The sequence below is a fragment of the Methylophaga sp. UBA3613 genome, assembly GCF_002375415.1.
Taxonomy (GTDB): Bacteria; Pseudomonadota; Gammaproteobacteria; order Nitrosococcales; family Methylophagaceae; genus Methylophaga.
This window is the reverse complement of record NZ_DFLS01000006.1, coordinates 453,255-470,986: the sequence shown is the minus strand read 5'-3', so window position 1 is coordinate 470,986 and position 17,732 is coordinate 453,255. Positions and strand designations below refer to the sequence as shown.

13 protein-coding genes and 2 riboswitches are annotated in these 17,732 nt (G+C 45.9%); of the genes, 4 read left to right on the top strand and 9 right to left on the bottom strand.

Annotated elements, in window-relative coordinates:
• Nucleotides 1-5: 5 nt before the first annotated feature.
• From B3S93_RS08415 to B3S93_RS08375, 9 genes are read right to left on the bottom strand one after another with little or no spacing between them, the layout of a single operon-like run.
• Nucleotides 6-728, bottom strand: coding sequence for an adenosylcobinamide-GDP ribazoletransferase (locus B3S93_RS08415; protein WP_292398426.1), 723 nt, complete (start codon nt 726-728; stop codon nt 6-8).
• Entirely contained in the window at nt 728-1,786 is a 1,059-nt protein-coding gene (gene cobT, locus B3S93_RS08410; RefSeq protein ID WP_292398423.1) for a nicotinate-nucleotide--dimethylbenzimidazole phosphoribosyltransferase, read from the bottom strand. Before cobT ends, B3S93_RS08415 begins: the two co-directional genes overlap by 1 nt.
• A complete protein-coding gene (cobU, locus tag B3S93_RS08405; RefSeq protein WP_292398420.1) occupies nt 1,787-2,305 on the bottom strand; it encodes a bifunctional adenosylcobinamide kinase/adenosylcobinamide-phosphate guanylyltransferase in 519 nt (172 codons plus the stop codon). It abuts the gene before it with no gap.
• Nucleotides 2,298-3,764, bottom strand: a complete 1,467-nt coding sequence (locus B3S93_RS08400) for a cobyric acid synthase (RefSeq protein ID WP_292398417.1) — start codon at nt 3,762-3,764, stop codon at nt 2,298-2,300. The genes cobU and B3S93_RS08400 overlap by 8 nt, the downstream gene beginning before the upstream one ends.
• Complete coding sequence (cobD, locus tag B3S93_RS08395; RefSeq protein ID WP_292398414.1) at nt 3,761-4,750, bottom strand: threonine-phosphate decarboxylase CobD; 990 nt, start codon at nt 4,748-4,750, stop codon at nt 3,761-3,763. Before cobD ends, B3S93_RS08400 begins: the two co-directional genes overlap by 4 nt.
• A complete protein-coding gene (gene cbiB, locus B3S93_RS08390) occupies nt 4,743-5,651 on the bottom strand; it encodes an adenosylcobinamide-phosphate synthase CbiB (protein ID WP_292398411.1) in 909 nt (302 codons plus the stop codon). Before cbiB ends, cobD begins: the two co-directional genes overlap by 8 nt.
• Nucleotides 5,648-6,310, bottom strand: a complete 663-nt coding sequence (bluB, locus tag B3S93_RS08385) for a 5,6-dimethylbenzimidazole synthase (RefSeq protein WP_292398409.1) — start codon at nt 6,308-6,310, stop codon at nt 5,648-5,650. The genes cbiB and bluB overlap by 4 nt, the downstream gene beginning before the upstream one ends.
• Entirely contained in the window at nt 6,307-7,599 is a 1,293-nt protein-coding gene (locus B3S93_RS08380; protein ID WP_292398407.1) for a cobyrinate a,c-diamide synthase, read from the bottom strand. The genes bluB and B3S93_RS08380 overlap by 4 nt, the downstream gene beginning before the upstream one ends.
• A complete protein-coding gene (locus B3S93_RS08375; RefSeq protein ID WP_292357609.1) occupies nt 7,599-8,174 on the bottom strand; it encodes a hypothetical protein in 576 nt (191 codons plus the stop codon). Before B3S93_RS08375 ends, B3S93_RS08380 begins: the two co-directional genes overlap by 1 nt.
• A gap of 55 nt (nt 8,175-8,229) precedes the next feature.
• Nucleotides 8,230-8,432: riboswitch (cobalamin riboswitch) on the bottom strand.
• 79 nt (nt 8,433-8,511) lie between these two features.
• Nucleotides 8,512-8,707, top strand: a riboswitch (cobalamin riboswitch).
• Between the two features lie 61 nt (nt 8,708-8,768).
• Between B3S93_RS08375 and B3S93_RS08370 the strand changes: the two genes are divergently transcribed.
• From B3S93_RS08370 to B3S93_RS08355, 4 genes are all read left to right on the top strand, one after another.
• Nucleotides 8,769-10,598, top strand: a complete 1,830-nt coding sequence (locus B3S93_RS08370; RefSeq protein ID WP_292398404.1) for a TonB-dependent receptor domain-containing protein — start codon at nt 8,769-8,771, stop codon at nt 10,596-10,598.
• 201 nt (nt 10,599-10,799) lie between these two features.
• On the top strand, nt 10,800-11,984 hold the full coding sequence (locus B3S93_RS08365) for an O-succinylhomoserine sulfhydrylase (protein WP_292398402.1): 1,185 nt from the start codon (nt 10,800-10,802) through the stop codon (nt 11,982-11,984).
• 87 nt (nt 11,985-12,071) lie between these two features.
• Nucleotides 12,072-13,898: a vWA domain-containing protein gene (locus tag B3S93_RS08360; protein ID WP_292398399.1), complete on the top strand. Its 1,827-nt coding sequence runs from the start codon at nt 12,072-12,074 to the stop codon at nt 13,896-13,898.
• Nucleotides 13,899-17,732, top strand: a 3,834-nt coding sequence (locus B3S93_RS08355; RefSeq protein WP_292748645.1) for a hypothetical protein, incomplete at its 3' end; no start/stop codon positions are given.

The window sequence follows — 17,732 nt, the reverse complement described above, 5'->3', positions numbered from 1 at the left end:
TTTTCCTAAAATAAAACAAAAAATATTAATAATGCAGTTTCAAGCAGTTCCACCATTGCGCCCGCAGTATCACCGGTAAACCCGTTTAATCGACGCTCCATCAGGTAGCGTAGCAACAGAAAAACCAATAACCCAAACAACAGGGCAAACAGGCCGACACTGAATAAAGCCAATACACCGATTAGAAGCATCAACCGTCGTGTATGCACGCCAGATTGCTGTTGTTTGAGGATGCTGCCTAAACCGTGGGGCCGCACATAATCAGTGGTTAAAAACAATAATGGTAAAGCTGTGCGGGCCAGTATCACAGACCAGATTAATGCCCACCAGTTCTGTTCGGCGAGTAAAACTGTCAGCATGACAAACTTAATTAACAGCACTAATACGATTGTCACCACTGCAATAGGGCCAGCTGCCGGGTCTTTCATAATGCTTAGGGTTTTAGCTTTATCGCCAATGCCACCCAACCAGGCATCGGCACTGTCAGCCAATCCATCGATATGTAATGCCCCGGTGATGGTTACCCAGACCGCTAATACCAATATGGCGGAGACCATTGGTGACTGAGATGTCAGGTTCCAGCCCAGAAGGCTTAACACGATACCGATTAGTAAGCCGACAACTGGATAAAACAATAACGAGCGGCCAATATCCTGTGCAGTAAATTCACCCTGCAATCTGACCGGCAGAATAGTTAAAAACTGCAGGGCGATTAACAAAGCTCGCATTAGTTGATGGCTCCGGCGATGGCCGCTTCTTCAAACGTCGCCATTTGATTGTGCAGAGCGCAGGCCATTCTTAGTAACGGAATAGCAACGGCTGCGCCACTGGCTTCGCCTAACCTCATATTGAAGTTCACTAAAGCCTGAGCCTCAAGCGCCTGTAAAATCTTGCTATGCCCGGGTTCGGCGCTGTGATGACTGAATAAAAACCACTGCCGACTACCAGGACAGATTTGTTCAGCAGATAAAGCCGCCACGCTACTAATAAAGCCATCAATCACCACCGGCAGACCAGATTTGGCGCAGTGTAAATAACTGCCGACCATGGCAGCAATTTCAAAGCCGCCCAGGTAACGCAAAATGGCTAAGGGAGAATCCAGATGGTTTTTATGTAATAACAAGGATTCTTTAATGATAGTTGCTTTATGCGAGACGCCTTCAGCATTTAGTCCGGTGCCTGGACCGGCCAATTGACTGGCTGGTAGATTCAACATCGAACAGGCCATTGCACTGGCTGCTGTGGTGTTGCCAATTCCCATATCACCGGCGATATAAAGCTGGGCGCCGTTCTGCATGCAGCATTCGACATTATGTTGACCAATCAGCATGGCTTGTTGGCATTCGGCTTCAGTCATCGCAGCTTGCTGGTGAAAGTTGGCAGTACCATTAGCAATCCGCTGATCTTGCACACCTTTAATCTCTTCCAATTCACTGACCGTGCCAACATTGATCACGTCCAGCGAAGCATCCAAATGCTTCGCCAATACGCTAATAGCCGCGCCACCACTGGCGAAATTACGAATCATTGCGGCGGTAACGGATTGTGGATAGGCCGAAATATTTTCTACCATTACACCATGATCAGCTGCATAAACGGTGATATGCACATGATCGGCTTGGGGCGTTGTGCCTTGCAGTGCTGCCAGTTGCACTGCTAATTGTTCGAGTTGACCTAATGACCCTGCCGGTTTGGTCAACTGGCTTTGTCGCGTTAACGCTGCATCTGCAGCATTTTGGTCAATCGCTTTGGCAGGTAATGTTAACCATTGGGTGAAGTCGATCATTCAGTTTCCTTTCAAAGCATGCGGCAAACCGGCCACGGTGAGGATGACATTATCCATCAGCACAGCAAGTTGTTGATGCAGGCTGCCGGCTTCATCACAAAAGCGCCGGGTCAATTCGCCCATCGGCACAATGCCCATACTGGTTTCATTGCTGACCAAAATGATGTCAGCCTGTAGAGTTGGCAAGGTCTCAAGTAATAGTTGGATTTCGTTAGTTAATAAATTCTCATCATCGGTGAGCAGCAAATTGGTCAGCCATAAGGTCAGACAATCCACCAAAATACATTTATCTGCATCGTCCTGTTGCTGCAATGCAGCGGCAAGATTTAGCGGTACTTCGATAGTAGTCCAATGAGCAGGGCGTTGCTGTTGATGCAATGCAATACGCTGCTGCATTTCACTGTCATCAGCACGAGCCGTCGCCACATAGCAGACGGCTAATTTACTGTTGATAGCGCGTTGTTCAGCCAGTCTGCTTTTACCGGATTTTACACCGCCAAGGATCAGGGTTTTAGCCATTTGCTGCCTTTAAAATAGTCAGTAGTGCTGTGGTATCCATATGCTGCTCAACCATCTCTGCCAGTCGTTCAATATCTGCTTCCCGCAAAGCATGATAATCCGAACTGCTTACGTTATTCAGTCCAGCCCATTGCAGCAAGGCATCACAGCTTGTTTGCTGTTCAAAAAGTCCATGCAGATACGTGCCGATAATCTGATTATCTTCGCTGATCGCTCCATCCGGGCCATGCGATAACTGTAGCAGCGGACGCAATAAAGCTTTGCCTTCGGTGACACCGGCATGAATTTCGTAGCCACTGATGGCAGCATTATTGAATAATAACTGTCCCTGATTTTGCCGTAGTTGTTTCTCGGCATGCAGGGTAGTGTACATATCCAGTAAGCCGAGACCTGTTTTGCAAGTGCCAGGCAAACCCTCAACGCCAGTTGGATCATCAATCTGCTTACCCAGCATTTGAAAACCTCCACAAATCCCCAGCAGTTTGCCCTCGTATCGCAGATGTTTTTGAATCGCTGCAGGCCAGCCTTGCTGTTCCAGCCATTGCAGATCAGCGCTGACATGTTTGCTACCTGGCAGAATGATCAAATCGGCTGGCGGTATCGGTGAATCTGGGCCGATAAATTGTAAGTTTACGTTTGGGTGCAGCCGTAATGGATCCAGATCGGTATGGTTGCTGATACGAGGCATGACCGGTACGATAACGTTCAGCACATTTTCGGCTTTTTTCACCTGAGTAATATTAATCGCATCCTCGGCCTCCAGATGCAGACCATGCAGATAGGGCAGAACGCCCAGAACCGGCTTGCCAGTGCGTTGCTCCAACCAGTCCAGACCGGATTGCAATAAGCTGATATCACCGCGAAAGCGATTAATTACAAAGCCTTTAACACGCTGTTGCTCAGAAGCTGACAGAAGATCCAAAGTACCCACCAAGTGAGCAAATACACCGCCACGATCAATATCAGCAACCAGGATCACTGGACAGTCCACGGCTTCAGCGAAACCCATATTGGCAATATCCCGATCGCGCAGATTGATTTCTGCCGGTGATCCGGCACCTTCCACCATTACGACATCATATTGTTTAAGCAGACGGGCATGCGATTCCAATACTGCCGTCATCGCGGTTTTTTTATAGTCGTGATAAAGGCGGGCATCCATGTTGGCAATGGCTTTGCCATGAATAATGACCTGAGCACCGGTATCACTGTTGGGTTTCAGCAAAACCGGATTCATATCGATATGCGGCGGCAGGTTGCAGGCCTGGGCCTGAACGGCCTGAGCACGACCAATTTCACCACCATCTGCTGTAACAGCACTGTTCAACGCCATATTCTGCGGTTTAAAGGGTGCGACAGAGTAATCCTGTTTGACCAGCCAGCGGCATAACGCCGTTACCAGTGTGCTTTTACCAGCATCCGATGTTGTTCCCTGAACCATTAAAGTCTTAGCTGTCATGGTTGTTCGACCTTCTGTAATGCGGTTTCCAGACGTAGCCAGTCCTGTTCAGTAGCCGGTAAGCCAAACCTTAAGGCTGCCGGTCGATCGAATAATCGACAGAGAATACCTTGTTGGGCCAGTTGATGATGAATGCTGGCAGCATGAGCGGTTTTAACCCATTGAAATAAGGCGCAACCGCCGCTGGGTGTTAATTTATATTGACCGAGCAGCTCTGTCAGTCGTTGGGCATGTTGCGGTAAATACTGACGCGATTGCTGTTGCCAGTTTTTATCAGCTAATGCCTGCGAGGCAATCCATCTGGATGCTGTAGCAATCGGCCAGGGGCCAGATTTTTCGGCTATTTTCTTTAACAAATCAGGGTGTGTGATCACAAACCCGACTCTTACACCGGCCAGGCCAAAAAACTTTCCCAGCGAACGTAAAATGATTAATCCATGCTGGCAAGGAAGTGGTGCCAGACTTTGCTCTGGTATGATATCAAGAAACGCTTCATCGACGATCAACCAGCCATTACGCATTTGCAAACGTTGTTGCCAGTTTAATAAACGTTGTCTATCAAACGTTTCACCGCTGGGATTATTCGGGTGAATAACAATCACCACATCAAACATATCAATCTGTTGATCCAGCTCAAAACTTTCCAGCGCGACCACTTCATGACCGGCTACCTGCCAGCAATGGCGATGTTCTTCGTATGCTGGTGAAAGAATAGCAACGCGACAAGCTGATCTTAATGTCGGTAAGATTTGTATGGCGGCCTGCGATCCGGCAACTGGCAGAATATGTTCACATTGATAATACGCTTTAGCCTGATCGATTAAATCATCTTCATTTTCAGGCAGTCTTGCCCAAATTTCTGCCGGGATCTGTTCTGGTACGGGCCAGCCGTTTGGGTTTATACCAGTAGATAAATCCAGCCATTCCTTTTGAGCAATGCCATATTGTTTGGCATAAGCTTGAATTCTGCCGCCGTGATTAAGCATAAATGATCCCCGTAACAATCCCTATGACGGAAAGCCATAACAACACACTGTAAGACACTAATCTTAGAGCACGCCCAATATCATTTGCTTCAGCAATATTTGACGTGCCGAGCAAGGGGCGTTGGTGCCATTCACCGTGATAACAAGCAGCCCCACCGAGTTGAACATCCAAAGCCCCCGCACCAGTGGCCATTACCGGGCCGGCATTTGGGCTGTCCCATAACGGTGCTTGCTGATGCCAGCAACTCAATGCCTTTTGAGTATTGCCAAGCAGGGCATAACTTAAAGCGGTCAGTCGGGCGGGTACAAAATTTAATACATCATCCAACCGAGCTGCCGTTTTACCAAAATAGAAAAAGCGTGGAGTTCGATAGCCCCACATGGCATCCAGCGTATTGACCAGACGGTAGGCAACCGCTCCGGCTGCACCACCGATAACAAACCAGAAAAGCGTACCAAAAACGGCATCGTTACCATTTTCCAGCACGGATTCAATCGTCGCTTTATTCACATCAATATGATCTTTATCACGACTGACAATTCGGCTGGTCAATGTTCTGGCGTGTTTGATATCGCCTTGTTGCATGGCATGCAGAATAGGCCTGGCATGGTCAAATAGACTGCGATGACCCAGGCACAGCGTTAACAGCACCACGGAAAATAAGCTGCCCCAGAACGGAATCTGGCTGATCAGGTAAGTAAGAACCGTTATTGGAACCACACAAATGACCAATGCCAGAATACCCAAAAAAAACTGAACAAACCGATGATGATGGGAGTGATTAAGACGTGCTTCGATTTTGTTCACCAAAGTGCCGAAGCCGACCAGAGGATGGAACCGTTTCGGTTCACCGACAAACCAGTCAATGATCAAAGCGCTGAGCATGATAATAAAGGTCATGACTTAGTATTGTTTTCCCAGCGGTTTTCAAAGATAAGTTCATCCAGAGGCTGACGTTGTCGCCAGTTTTCCTGCTCCAGCATGGGCTGTTGGTAAAAATCATCAACATGACCCAGACACAGAATCGCCACCGGGCAGGCCCCATCAGGAATCCCCAATAAATCGGCTAATTTTTGGGGATCAAATAAGGAGACCCAGCCCATGCCCAATCCTTCGGCACGGGCAGCCAGCCACATATTCTGAATGGCACATGAGACCGATGCCAGATCCATTTCCGGCAGGGTGCGGCGACCAAAAATATGCGACTCACGTTTATCCATCAACGAGACAACCAACACTTCAGCGCAATCCTTGATGCCTTCGACTTTCAGCTGCAGAAATTCTGTTTCACGCTCACCCAACGCCTTGGCAGTCAGCACTCTTTCATTTTCAACGATTTGATGAATAGCATTGCGGATGCCGGTATCGGTAATCCGAATCATCCGCCAAGGTTGCATCAGTCCTACGCTGGGAGCCTGCCAGGCTGCTTGAAATAATCGCTGCAGAATATCCTGATCGATTGGATCAGCAATAAAATGCCGCATATCACGACGCTCACCAATAGCGCGATATACAGCCTCACGATCCTGGTCATTAAAGCGGTATTTATCCTGACTCATGGGGTAAACCAGCGGGCAATGAGTTCAGGGGCTGACGGAAAATAAAAGTGGATATAGCTGGCGGTCAGGCGTTGTTGCTGAAACACGGCTTCACTGACTTTATTGCCATTCGGGCATTCAGCATAGATGATAGCGGCCGGTTGGGTTTCCAACATGGAATGGTGGTAGGTATGCCCACGTAAAGTGTGATTATCAAGAGTGACTTGTTGCAAAGCCAAGGCTGTCAGTCTGGCTTGTAATTTGGCATCAGCTGCCAGCACGCCACACATTTCAGCCTGATGGCCATTTTTATCAGTCAAGGAACGGCATAGATACAACATGCCACCACATTCAGCCACAACCGGTTTATTGGCATTAATGTGTTCACATATCGCCTGGCGCATCGACATATTTTGGCTGAGTGTTTCCAGATGCAGTTCAGGGTAACCACCGGGCAGATAAAGGCTATCCACCTCAGGAAGCGTTGTATCCGTTAATGGTGAAAAAAATATCAGCTCAGCCCCCATAGCGGCTAAACAATCCAGATTTGCCTGATAAACAAAGGCAAACGCTGCATCCTTAGCCACGCCGATGCGAAGATCTTTTAATAATGGCGGTAAAGCTTCAACAGGTTCGTAGTCTAGTTTGATTTGCGGTAAAACAAATTCGGGATTGAGCTGAATGCTATCTGCCAGTCGGTCCAGACGCTCAGTCAAATCCGTGAGTTCATCAGCCTGAACCAAACCCAGATAACGGCTGGGCAGACTTTCAATTTGACGAGGCATATTAGCAAGGCAAGGTAAATCGTTAGGTAAAGCGGACGTCAGCATTTCAGCATGTCTGGCACTGCCCACACGATTGGCCAGAACACCAGCCAACGTCACATCCGAACGAAAGTTGGCTAAGCCGAATGCTAAAGCGGCAAATGTTTGTGCCATGGCACTGGCATCAATGACCGCTAACACCGGGATTTCTATAATGGCAGCTAAATCAGCTGTGGAAGGCGTACCATCAAACAAACCCATCACGCCTTCAATCAGAATGATATCTGCCTGTTTGGCGGCGTCGGCAATCAATTGTCTGGAGTGAGTTTCACCGACCATCCATAAATCAACTTGATAAACCGGATGGCCGGAGGCAAATGACAGGATCATTGGGTCCAGAAAGTCTGGACCCACTTTGAAAATTCGGACCTGTTTACCCTGACGTCGATAATGCCACGCCAAGGTCGCGGTAACGGTTGTTTTACCTTGACCTGAGGCGGGGGCAGCAATAATCAGCGCAGCGCAGGTTTGCGGCTGCTGTGACATTAACGTAGCTGATTACTGCGCTGGCTCAAATTCGCAAAACGGAAGCTGATATGAATCACCGCGGCAGCAGCAATATAAAAGCTTAATTTACTCAGGTTGCCAGGATAGGACTGGACAAACCGGGTCAGATACTCAGCCATGGTTGGATCGACATAACGACCTGAAAACCAGTAAAAACCACCGCCACTGAACAGGCCGGCAACTGCGGTAACCGTCACCAGCGTCATCGCCAGTGTAAACAGAGCAGTCCAGTTAAATTGGTATTTGGATTGAAACCAGCGACCTGCCAGCCACAAACTTCCATATGCAGGCAGTAAAAAGCCATAAGATGGCGAAACACAGAAATTACTGGCGCCGCCTATGTATACCGACATCAAATCCAGCACAACAGCCAGACCTAAAAAAGCCGGAAACCACAATTTTGAGGCCAGATAAAATCCGGCGAGCATAAATACTGCCCAGGAGGCGCTGGGTAAAACGTTGATATCGGCGAAATGATGACCACGAGTCATCACCATTAATAAGACAAGAAGTGCAGCCACGATCAGTTGCTGACGTAGAGATAATAACGACATTGAGGTTCTCCGATGTGCTCACCCGCACAACTTGGTTAATAGCATTTTCGGTCAACAGACCAGGATATTTCAGGCCGGTCTCCGGACTCATGAGCGGTGTTGTCACCGGTTGAACACCTTCCCGTAATAGATACAGTGGCGTAACGTTCAACCTGAACTCATTTACCGTTGCGGGGGCAGTGTCGGGTTTATCCAATGTTTGGCTGCACCGACTTCCCGTTTCATCACTTTCGCGACACCTGAAACTGCCGACAGAATAAGGATTAGCAAGCTATATTGTCAATTTGGAAATCATTAATTGTCCTTATCAGGTTTGACGATAAGCCATGGGAGATTTAAGATGCGCGCCTCTTCAGGTGCTTTGATATCCATCAGAGTTAAACGGGAAGTTGGTGAAAATCCAACACTGCCCCCGCAACGGTAAACGTTGAAAATGCATCCAATCAGCCACTGCGTATTAATCGTGGGAAGGCGGATGTACTGGCGCAAGCCACAACGTGAGTCCGGAGACCGGCCTGAAGTTCATCACAACCGAATCGTGTTGTGTGACTTTATTAACCTGGATCGCGGGTGAGCGTATCCCTAGGAGACAATATGAAACCTTCAACAAAGGCCATGCCTTTGCGTGTCAGTGCACGACTGACTTTGGCGGCACTGGCTACTTCCACCTTCTCTGTTACGGCTCTGGCTGAACAGGAATCCCTTGATGCAATGACGATTACGGCAAACCGTATGCCCACGGAAAATGCATTGGCCCCGAATACCGTTATCACACGTGCGGATATAGATCGTTTGCAGATTAATAATTTGCCCAGCTTACTGTCACGGTTTCCAGGTATGGATATTTCAAATAGCGGTGGCTTGGGGAAAAACAGCAGTGTCTATTTACGAGGCACAAATTCAGATCATGTGCTTTTTTTAGTTGATGGGGTTAAATGGCATTCTGCTACATCAGGAGGGGCTGCCATCCAGGACTTTCCGGTAAATCAGATTGAACGAATTGAAATCGTACGTGGACCGAGGTCTGGTTTGTATGGTTCAGAGGCGATTGGTGGCGTCATTCAGATATTTACCCGGCAAGGTAAAAACCAGGATCCAACTCCCTATGCTTCGGTGGATATTGGTAGTCATAATACTAAACAGGCAAGTGCGGGCGTAAGTGGAGGTAATGAAACGACTCGTTATCATGCCAATTTCTCGCATCAATCAACCAATGGAATTAATGCCAGAGAAGAAGATAATCCGGATCATGATGGTTATCGAAATAATAGTGTTTCAGCAAAAATTGATCACGATATCAATAAGGACTGGAGTGTTGGAGCGAATTTTTTACGCGCTCAATCACAAAATCATTATGATAGTTTTTCCCTGACCGAAGATTTTTATGCTGATAATATTCAACAGGTTATGGGTGTAAATTCACGTTATCAATTCACGGATAATTGGCTAATGTCCTTTAATTTATCTGAATCCCGCGACGAGTCAGATAATTATGCGGATGGTACTGCCGATGGCACGTTCAATACTCGTCATCGGTTTTTCAGTCTGGTTAATACTTTTATGCTGTCAAAACAGCAACGTCTCAATGTTGGGCTGGATTATGATAACGATCATATTGAGGGCACGATTGATTACGATGAAACCTCACGTGATAACAAGGCGATTTTTATCAGCTGGCAGGGGCATGCAGGTAATCACAGTTGGTTATTAAGTACACGTCATGATGATAATGAAGCCTATGGGGAAGAAACTACTGGCACTGCAGAGTGGGGCTATCAATTAACACAGGCACTTCAGTTTACGGCGAATGTAGGAACTGCATTTAAAGCCCCAACATTTAATGAACTTTATTATCCAGATGTTGGTTTTTTTGTTGGCAATCCCGATTTAGAAGCCGAAAAATCCAAAAACTATGGCGTTGGTTTGTTAGGCAACACGGATTGGGGTACTTGGGGAGTTCATGCTTTCCAGAACAAAATCCGTGATTTGCTGGTGTATCAATTTCCCACCACTGAAAATGTGGCTGAAGCCAAAATTAAAGGTCTTGAGTTCGATTTGGCTACAACGCTGATGAATTGGCAGGTACAGTTCAATGCGACTGTGCTTACACCCGAAGATGAAGAAACGGGTAATAAGCTACCACGCAGAGCACAGCGCTTCGCGAATCTGCATGTTGATCGTCAGTTTGGTGATTGGTTAATTGGCGGCAGCTGGAAAGTCAGTGATTATCGTTATGATGATGCCGCTAACAACACGCGTTTAAGTGGTTATGGTCTGGTGGACTTCAGAGTGGCTTATCAGATAGATAACGACTGGTCAGTTAAGTTAAATGCAATGAATGTATTCGATAAGGAATATCAAACCGTCAACAACTTCAATACCTTAGATCGCACTTATATGTTGTCTTTACATTATCAGCAATAAGGTAATTCATTGTTGCATGCTCAGTCATTGTTGGCTGAGCATAACTGCTTAATTTCACCATTATTAATAAAGCCATTTTCCAATATTTCCTTAAATCTCTTTCCTGAGGTTTATTTCTCTAAGCCACTTAAGGATAAAGCTGGTCAGCAATAAGGCTTATCTTTTAGAATGTCAGGATTTTCCAGCTATTTCAGAGTTGTCATGACCAATCTTAAAGACAAAGGTTTTGCTACCCGCGCAGTGCGTGCCGGACAGGTAAGAACGCCCGAAGGTGAACATTCCGAACCGATTTTCCCCACATCGAGTTTTGTGTTTGATAGCGCGGAACAGGCGGCAGCACGATTTGGCGGAGATGAACCGGGAAATATCTATTCACGGTTTACCAATCCAACCGTACGTACTTTTGAACAACGCCTGGCGTCATTGGAACAGGGTGAGTCCTGCGTGGCAACAGCTTCGGGCATGTCCGCTATCCTTGCTACTTTTATGGGCTTATGCGCTGCCGGAGATCATATTGTTTCTTCACGTAGTGTGTTCGGTACGACACGGGTTTTGTTTGATAAGTATCTGAGCAAATTCGGTTTGCAGACAGACTATGTGCCGTTAACCGATCTGGCAGCCTGGAAAGCGGCGATCAAGCCCAATACCAAAGCGTTATTTCTGGAAACACCTTCCAATCCACTTAACGAAATTGCTGATTTAGCTGCATTATCGGCTTTGGCTAAGCAACATGACTGCCTGTTAATTGTTGATAACTGTTTCTGTACACCGGCGTTGCAACTACCATTAGTACTCGGTGCCGATATCGTCATTCACTCGGCGACCAAATATATCGATGGGCAAGGACGTTGTGTGGGTGGTGCGGTGGTCGGCGATGCGCAACGGGTTGGAGAAGAGGTATACGGTTTCCTGCGTTCAGCAGGCCCCACCATGAGTGCATTCAATGCCTGGACTTTTCTGAAAGGTTTGGAAACACTGGATTTACGCATGAAAGCGCATTCAGCCAATGCCAATCAACTGGCACATTGGCTGCAGCAGCAGAAACAGGTTACCCAGGTGTTTTATGCGGGGCTCGAGTCACATCCAGGACATCAGTTGGCAAAACAGCAACAATCTGATTTTGGTGGCATTATTGCGTTTGAAGTCAAAGGCGGACAGGAAGCTGCCTGGAAATTGATTAATGCCACACAGTTTATTTCGATAACGGCCAATTTGGGTGATACCAAAACCACTATCACCCATCCGGCCACAACAACTCATGGTCGAGTGTCAGTTGAGGCGCGAGCTGAATCAGGTATCAGTGATGGCATGCTACGTTTATCGGTAGGCTTGGAAAATGTTGAGGATATTCAACAGGATATACAGCGCGGTTTGGATCTGCTTTAAGCCTGACAAGTAAATAACTGAACTATCGGCATAAAACCTGCATATTGAGTCTGAAATAAAACAATTCGCGTCAGGAAATCGTCAGTAATGACATTTTCTGCCGCTTTTCAAGTCAAACAGGTTGTTTTTATGCAGAGAATATTGAAGCTATTACTGGCACTGCCGCTCATCTGGTTTGCGTTACCCGCACTCGCGGATACTAACCCAAACGCTGATGTACGCATCATTATTGATGTCTCTGGCAGCATGAAACAAAATGACCCCCAGAATCTACGATCGCCGGGCCTGAGATTATTAGGTGGGTTGATGCCGGGTGATGCTGAAAGTGGTGTCTGGACCTTTGCCCGCTACGTAAACATGCTGGTGCCATTACAAAAAGCTGATGATACTTGGCGAGAACGCGTTCAGCAAAAATCCTCCGAAATTCACTCTCATGGTTTATTTACTGATATTGAGCAGGCGCTGCAAAAAGCCACAGCTAATGTCAAAGTTTCTGATCCAGCCAAGCAACGCAGCATTATCCTGTTATCAGATGGTCTGGTTGATTTGCATCAGGGAAAAGCATCCAGCGATCAATCACGGCAGAACATCATCAATAAATTGTTGCCGCAAATAAAACAAAAAGGCTTTCGTATACATACCATTGCCTTATCTGAAGACGCTGATCACGAACTGCTTAAACAATTATCAATGGCTACAGATGGCTGGTATCACCAGGTGGATAATGCGGATGAGCTGGAACGTGTTTTTCTGCATCTGTTTGAACAAGCCACTCAACGTGACTCGGTTCCACTTGTGGATAATCGATTTACCATTGATACCAGTGTCAATGAAATGACGATATTGGTGTTTCGTGAAAATGAAACCGATGTCACCCAACTGGTTCAACCGGATCAAAAAAACCAATCATATGAAACTCATGAGCCATCAGTAAGCTGGATGCAGGAAAAACATTTTGATTTGATTACTATCGATCAACCAATGTCTGGAGAGTGGTTTATTGATGGCAATATCGATCCGGATAACAGGGTAATGGTATTGACAGATCTGCGGATGGAAACAATTGATCTGCCAAATAATATTCTTGCTGGAGAGCAGTTTGATATTGTCGCCAAATTAACCGACCATGGTAAACAGATTGATCGACAGGATTTTCTGCAACTGGTTACGGCAGAGTTAAGCACTCAACCATTGCAGGGTGAACCGATCAATAACAAAATGACCTTAAATAACCAGACGGCGACGTTTATGGCAAATTTGGGCAAGCTGTTTGACAGCGGACAAAATGATATTGTGATCACAGCAAAAAGTGATACATTCGAACGTCAGCGGCGACAATCCGTCAACGTAGTAGCGCTGCCATTTGATGTCACTGTTACTCAACTGGATGTTGATAGTCGCAGTCATCGACTGTCTATGTCTGCTGATGCCAGTATGATTGATCCTCAATCTCTGCAAATCTCTGCTTTACTCAGTGCACCAGATGGCAGTGAATTCCCCTACGAAGTATTACGGCAGTCTGAAAATGCCTGGCAGTTGACAGTGGCCGATTTACAACCTGAAACCGCTTATCAATTATCGTTGCAGATTCGGGGGGAAACTCCGGCTGGCCGTAATGTTTTTTTACAACCCAAGCCTATCCAGTTGCTTGACGAAGCAGCCGGTGCGTCACTGACAATTACTTCAGAAACGCCTATTGCTGCCGAAAAGGTTAATGATGAGCCATTTGAACCGGTGATAATAGATCCTGTTGCGGATGAACCTAATGCAGAAATACCTAAATCAACCTTCGAGCTTTCTGACACAGTCATTTTAGCTATTGGTAATGCCGTTATTGTGTTGTTATTAATAATGGGATTCTGGTTTTGGCATCGCAGCCGTCGCCGGCAGCTTTTACCTGGAGACTTATTATAAATGTCGATGACTGATCCGGTTTTTCAATGGCTGGCCTATGAGCTGGCAGCCATCTATGCTGTTTTGTTTATCTGGATGTTTATCCGTGCGCATCGCAAACATAAACGCACCAAAGCTGCAGCGGCACGTACTGCCAAATTAATCAAAAATAACTACGAGCAACGTGTGGCTGCATTAGGCAGTCAACTGAGCGAACGCTATGGATTAAGCGGTGAAGCACTGGATTCAATGGTCGAGGAATTGGTGCTACGTGAAAAAGAAATTTTTAAATCAATTGTTAATTTGTATTCTGAGCAAGACGAAAAAACACTGCATAACTTTCCTGACCAAATCACCTCGCTAACTGACGCAACCCTCAGCATTATGCAGGCTGATAACGAGCAGGATCCTGATGCCCCGGAGATAGAGGCGGTTGATGAAGAACTGGTCGAGGAATCTGCGGTTGATACTGAATTACCAGAAGAACTGTCAGAGCCTGAAGTTGATACTGAACCGGAAGAAGAACCTGTAGCAGATTTTGATGGTGTATTTGATGATGAGAATGCAGACACCATTGTTGAACAGATGGAAAAGCTTGATGACGAAACGGTTGTTGTCGAAGAGCTAAGTGATACAGATGAAAATTTTGATATTGAACTGGCAGAAAGCGAATCAGATGAAGTCGATGTCGATGATATTTTTGCTCAAAACCAGATTGTTGAGGAGTCTCTTGCCAGTGAATCAGATAATAATCCTGCTGATTCGATGACAGATTTTGATTTGGCTGCGGATGAACAGGCCAAAGAAGATGAACCAGAACCAGAACCTGAACCGGCAAGCAGCTCGATGCGGATGGCTGATTTTCTGAAGACTGACTGGAATCCGGTAATTCCTGATGTTTACGGTAAAACATCCACTGAAACGGAAGTTAAAGAAAACCAGCCAGATATTGAAACCGAGACCGAAACAGTCAGTGCTGCGACTGAACCAAAAGGTATGAAGGCCCACTTGAATAAAGCCTGGACCAATCAGGTGCCTGATATTTATGGAAAATCCACAATTCCTGTAGCAGGTAATGAGGAAATAACTGACGACGGGGCAGCATTTGAACATCAAGAACTGAAATTTCATGCTTTTGAAAGTGATGACTTAGCCTATCAAGGTCTAACTAAGGCTGTTCAGCCAGCCGATATTGAATTAGATATTGAACAAATTGACGAAGTGGATTCAGACGCAAAAGATATGATTTCGGCTACCGAAATTGATGATCTTATGCGTGCCACTGACATGTCGTTAGAAAGTGCTTCTAATGATCTTGAGCAGGAAAATACAGAGTTCGAAAACGTTATTGAAAATGATGCAGAAACCAGCCTCCCTGAAGAAAATAAATTAGCAGAATCTGATATCGATGCCATTGAGTCACATAATGAGCCTGTTGAACAGTCTGAATTAGACACTACTTTGGCGGAGTTGGATGAGTCAGTTATATCGGATCTCACTTTTGAAGAGACTGCAGAACCTTTCGAACGAACAGAAAGCATTGAACTGGCTGGAAGTGATAATGCAGCTGCCGAAACATTAGAAGAAACTCTGCAACAAAATGAAGAAGATTATCCATCTGTTTCAGAACAAGATTCGTCTATGGATGAACAGGAGATGATAGCCGAGCAGGCAGAGTCTACTGATCTAAACCAACAGCCATTTGAAGAATCTTCAGAACCTAACACTGAGGCAGAAATAAACAGCTTTGCTGAGGAGTTTGCTGAAACGGACTGGGATACAGATTTGTTTATTGAGCAAGCTGATTCCGCTGGGATGGCTGAAGCTCAAGAACCGTCTGCCAGTCAGAATGTACAGGATATCTCCGAAGCAGATCAGCCGTTTGAACAAATTGATTCTGAGGAAATTGCAGCACAGAATGCACATGAAGAACCCGTACAGCCAGAACCAACAGAATTCGAAAATATTGAAGAAACCGCATCAGTAGATGATTCAATTGCTGAGGACATTGAGTTTGCAGTGCAGGAAGGGCCGAATAGCCAGAATTCGCCAGCCAGTGCTGATGTTGAAGTTGATTTCACCGAGCAGCTTTCACCAGAAGAAAAGATGGCAGAAAACTCAATCGAACAACCCGAAGAGTTAGTGTCAGCAGACACTGAAAATGCTGAAGAAGCCTTATCAATGGATGATTTGAGTTCACCAAATATCGAGTCTGATGAACAGCAAGAATCCATTAGTCAGAACTCGGATAGTCATTCTGAAGCAGCTGAATCGCTGGAACAATTTGCATCTACTGAAATGTTACCAGAAGAATCAGCTGAAACTACCGAAGATAAAGATTCATCAGAAATTAACATTATTGAAGAAGCTTCAGACATAGCTGATTCAAATCTTGAAAGCAGTGAATCCGCTGAACCAGAAGCACCGGTTAGCCAGAATTCATTGGAAAATGTTGATGATGAGGTTGAATCAGCTGAGCAGTTTTCACCAGAGGATATGCTTGCAGAAAATTCAGTTGAACAGCCTGAAGAGTCAGTCTCTGCAGAAACTGAAAATGCTGAAGAAACTCCATCAGCCGATGATCCAAATGCAGAAACAGAAAGTCTCGAATTTGCTGAACTGGATGAGCTGATTAATGGAAATGCTCAGGTTTCCGCTGAAGAACCCAAACCCTTCGCTGAAGCTCCGCCAGCCGATATGGAACTGAATGATACGTCCTCAGCTGATCAACATAAGACTGGATCGGAGCTCAACAATCAAAGCGACTCGATTGAAGAGAGCCAAACAGAGGGCTCGGTTGCCGAAATTCAAACCGAAGCGCCACAAGATAATGAGACTGAAAGCTTATCTGAAATAATGGCGTCACAGCCAAACGATGAAGACGCAATCAGTGATAACCAAACTAAGAATATTGCGGAAAAGGCAGAAGAGCCATTTAATGAGATTGATAAGCTGCGAGCCAAACTGCGGGAGCGAACTGAAAGATTAAAAGCAGCAAGGCAGCAACGGCTAGATGAAACTCAGGCGGAGAATCCATTTACTGAAACAACATTAGAAGATTCAGCCACTCCCAATCAAAGTGTTCAGCAATCATCTCCAAACGACGCAACAGATATTGCTGCTCTTCAAACTGATCCATTGACCGAAAAGGTCGATACTGAAAATGAATCAAATGATTCTGTTACACAAGATGAGACTTTTCAGTTAACTGAAGAGGAACACTTGCAACAAAAGCTATTAGCCGCGCAAATGTCCGAAGAGGATACTGAACAGACAGACTCAGATGAAAGCCAAACTCCTGCTGAAGCTGAATTATCATCAATTGAGCAGATGGAGGAGAATGAAGCAGAAGATGAAAGCTCTCAATTCCAATCCTCTGAAGAATTAGCAGCACCTGTTGATGATATGGATAATATTTTTGAGAAGGAGACCGAACTCGCTTCTCATGTTAATGAATTGGAAATTTTAGAACAGGATCAAAGTGTAGATAACGAATCGATTCAATTAAATGATGACGTAGAAGCTAATCTTTCACCAAATAAAACACCATCGTCAGAAGCTGACGAATGGGTAGCAGAGCTGTTAAATGAAGAGCATCTGGCTGATTCAACGACTGATTTACCGACGGAATCTTTGACCGATGATGACTCAGCAAGCAAAATAATGCAGGCGAGTGAACAAACTATTGGGTCAGAAATAGATCGAACTGAAACAATTTCTGCCGAAGCCGAAGCCGAAGCCGAAGCCGAAGCCGAAGCCGAAGCCGAAGCTGAAGCCGAAGCCGAAGCCGAAGCCGAAGCCGAAGCCGAAGCCGAAGCCGAAGCCGAAGCCGCAGCCGAAGCCGAAGCCGAAGCC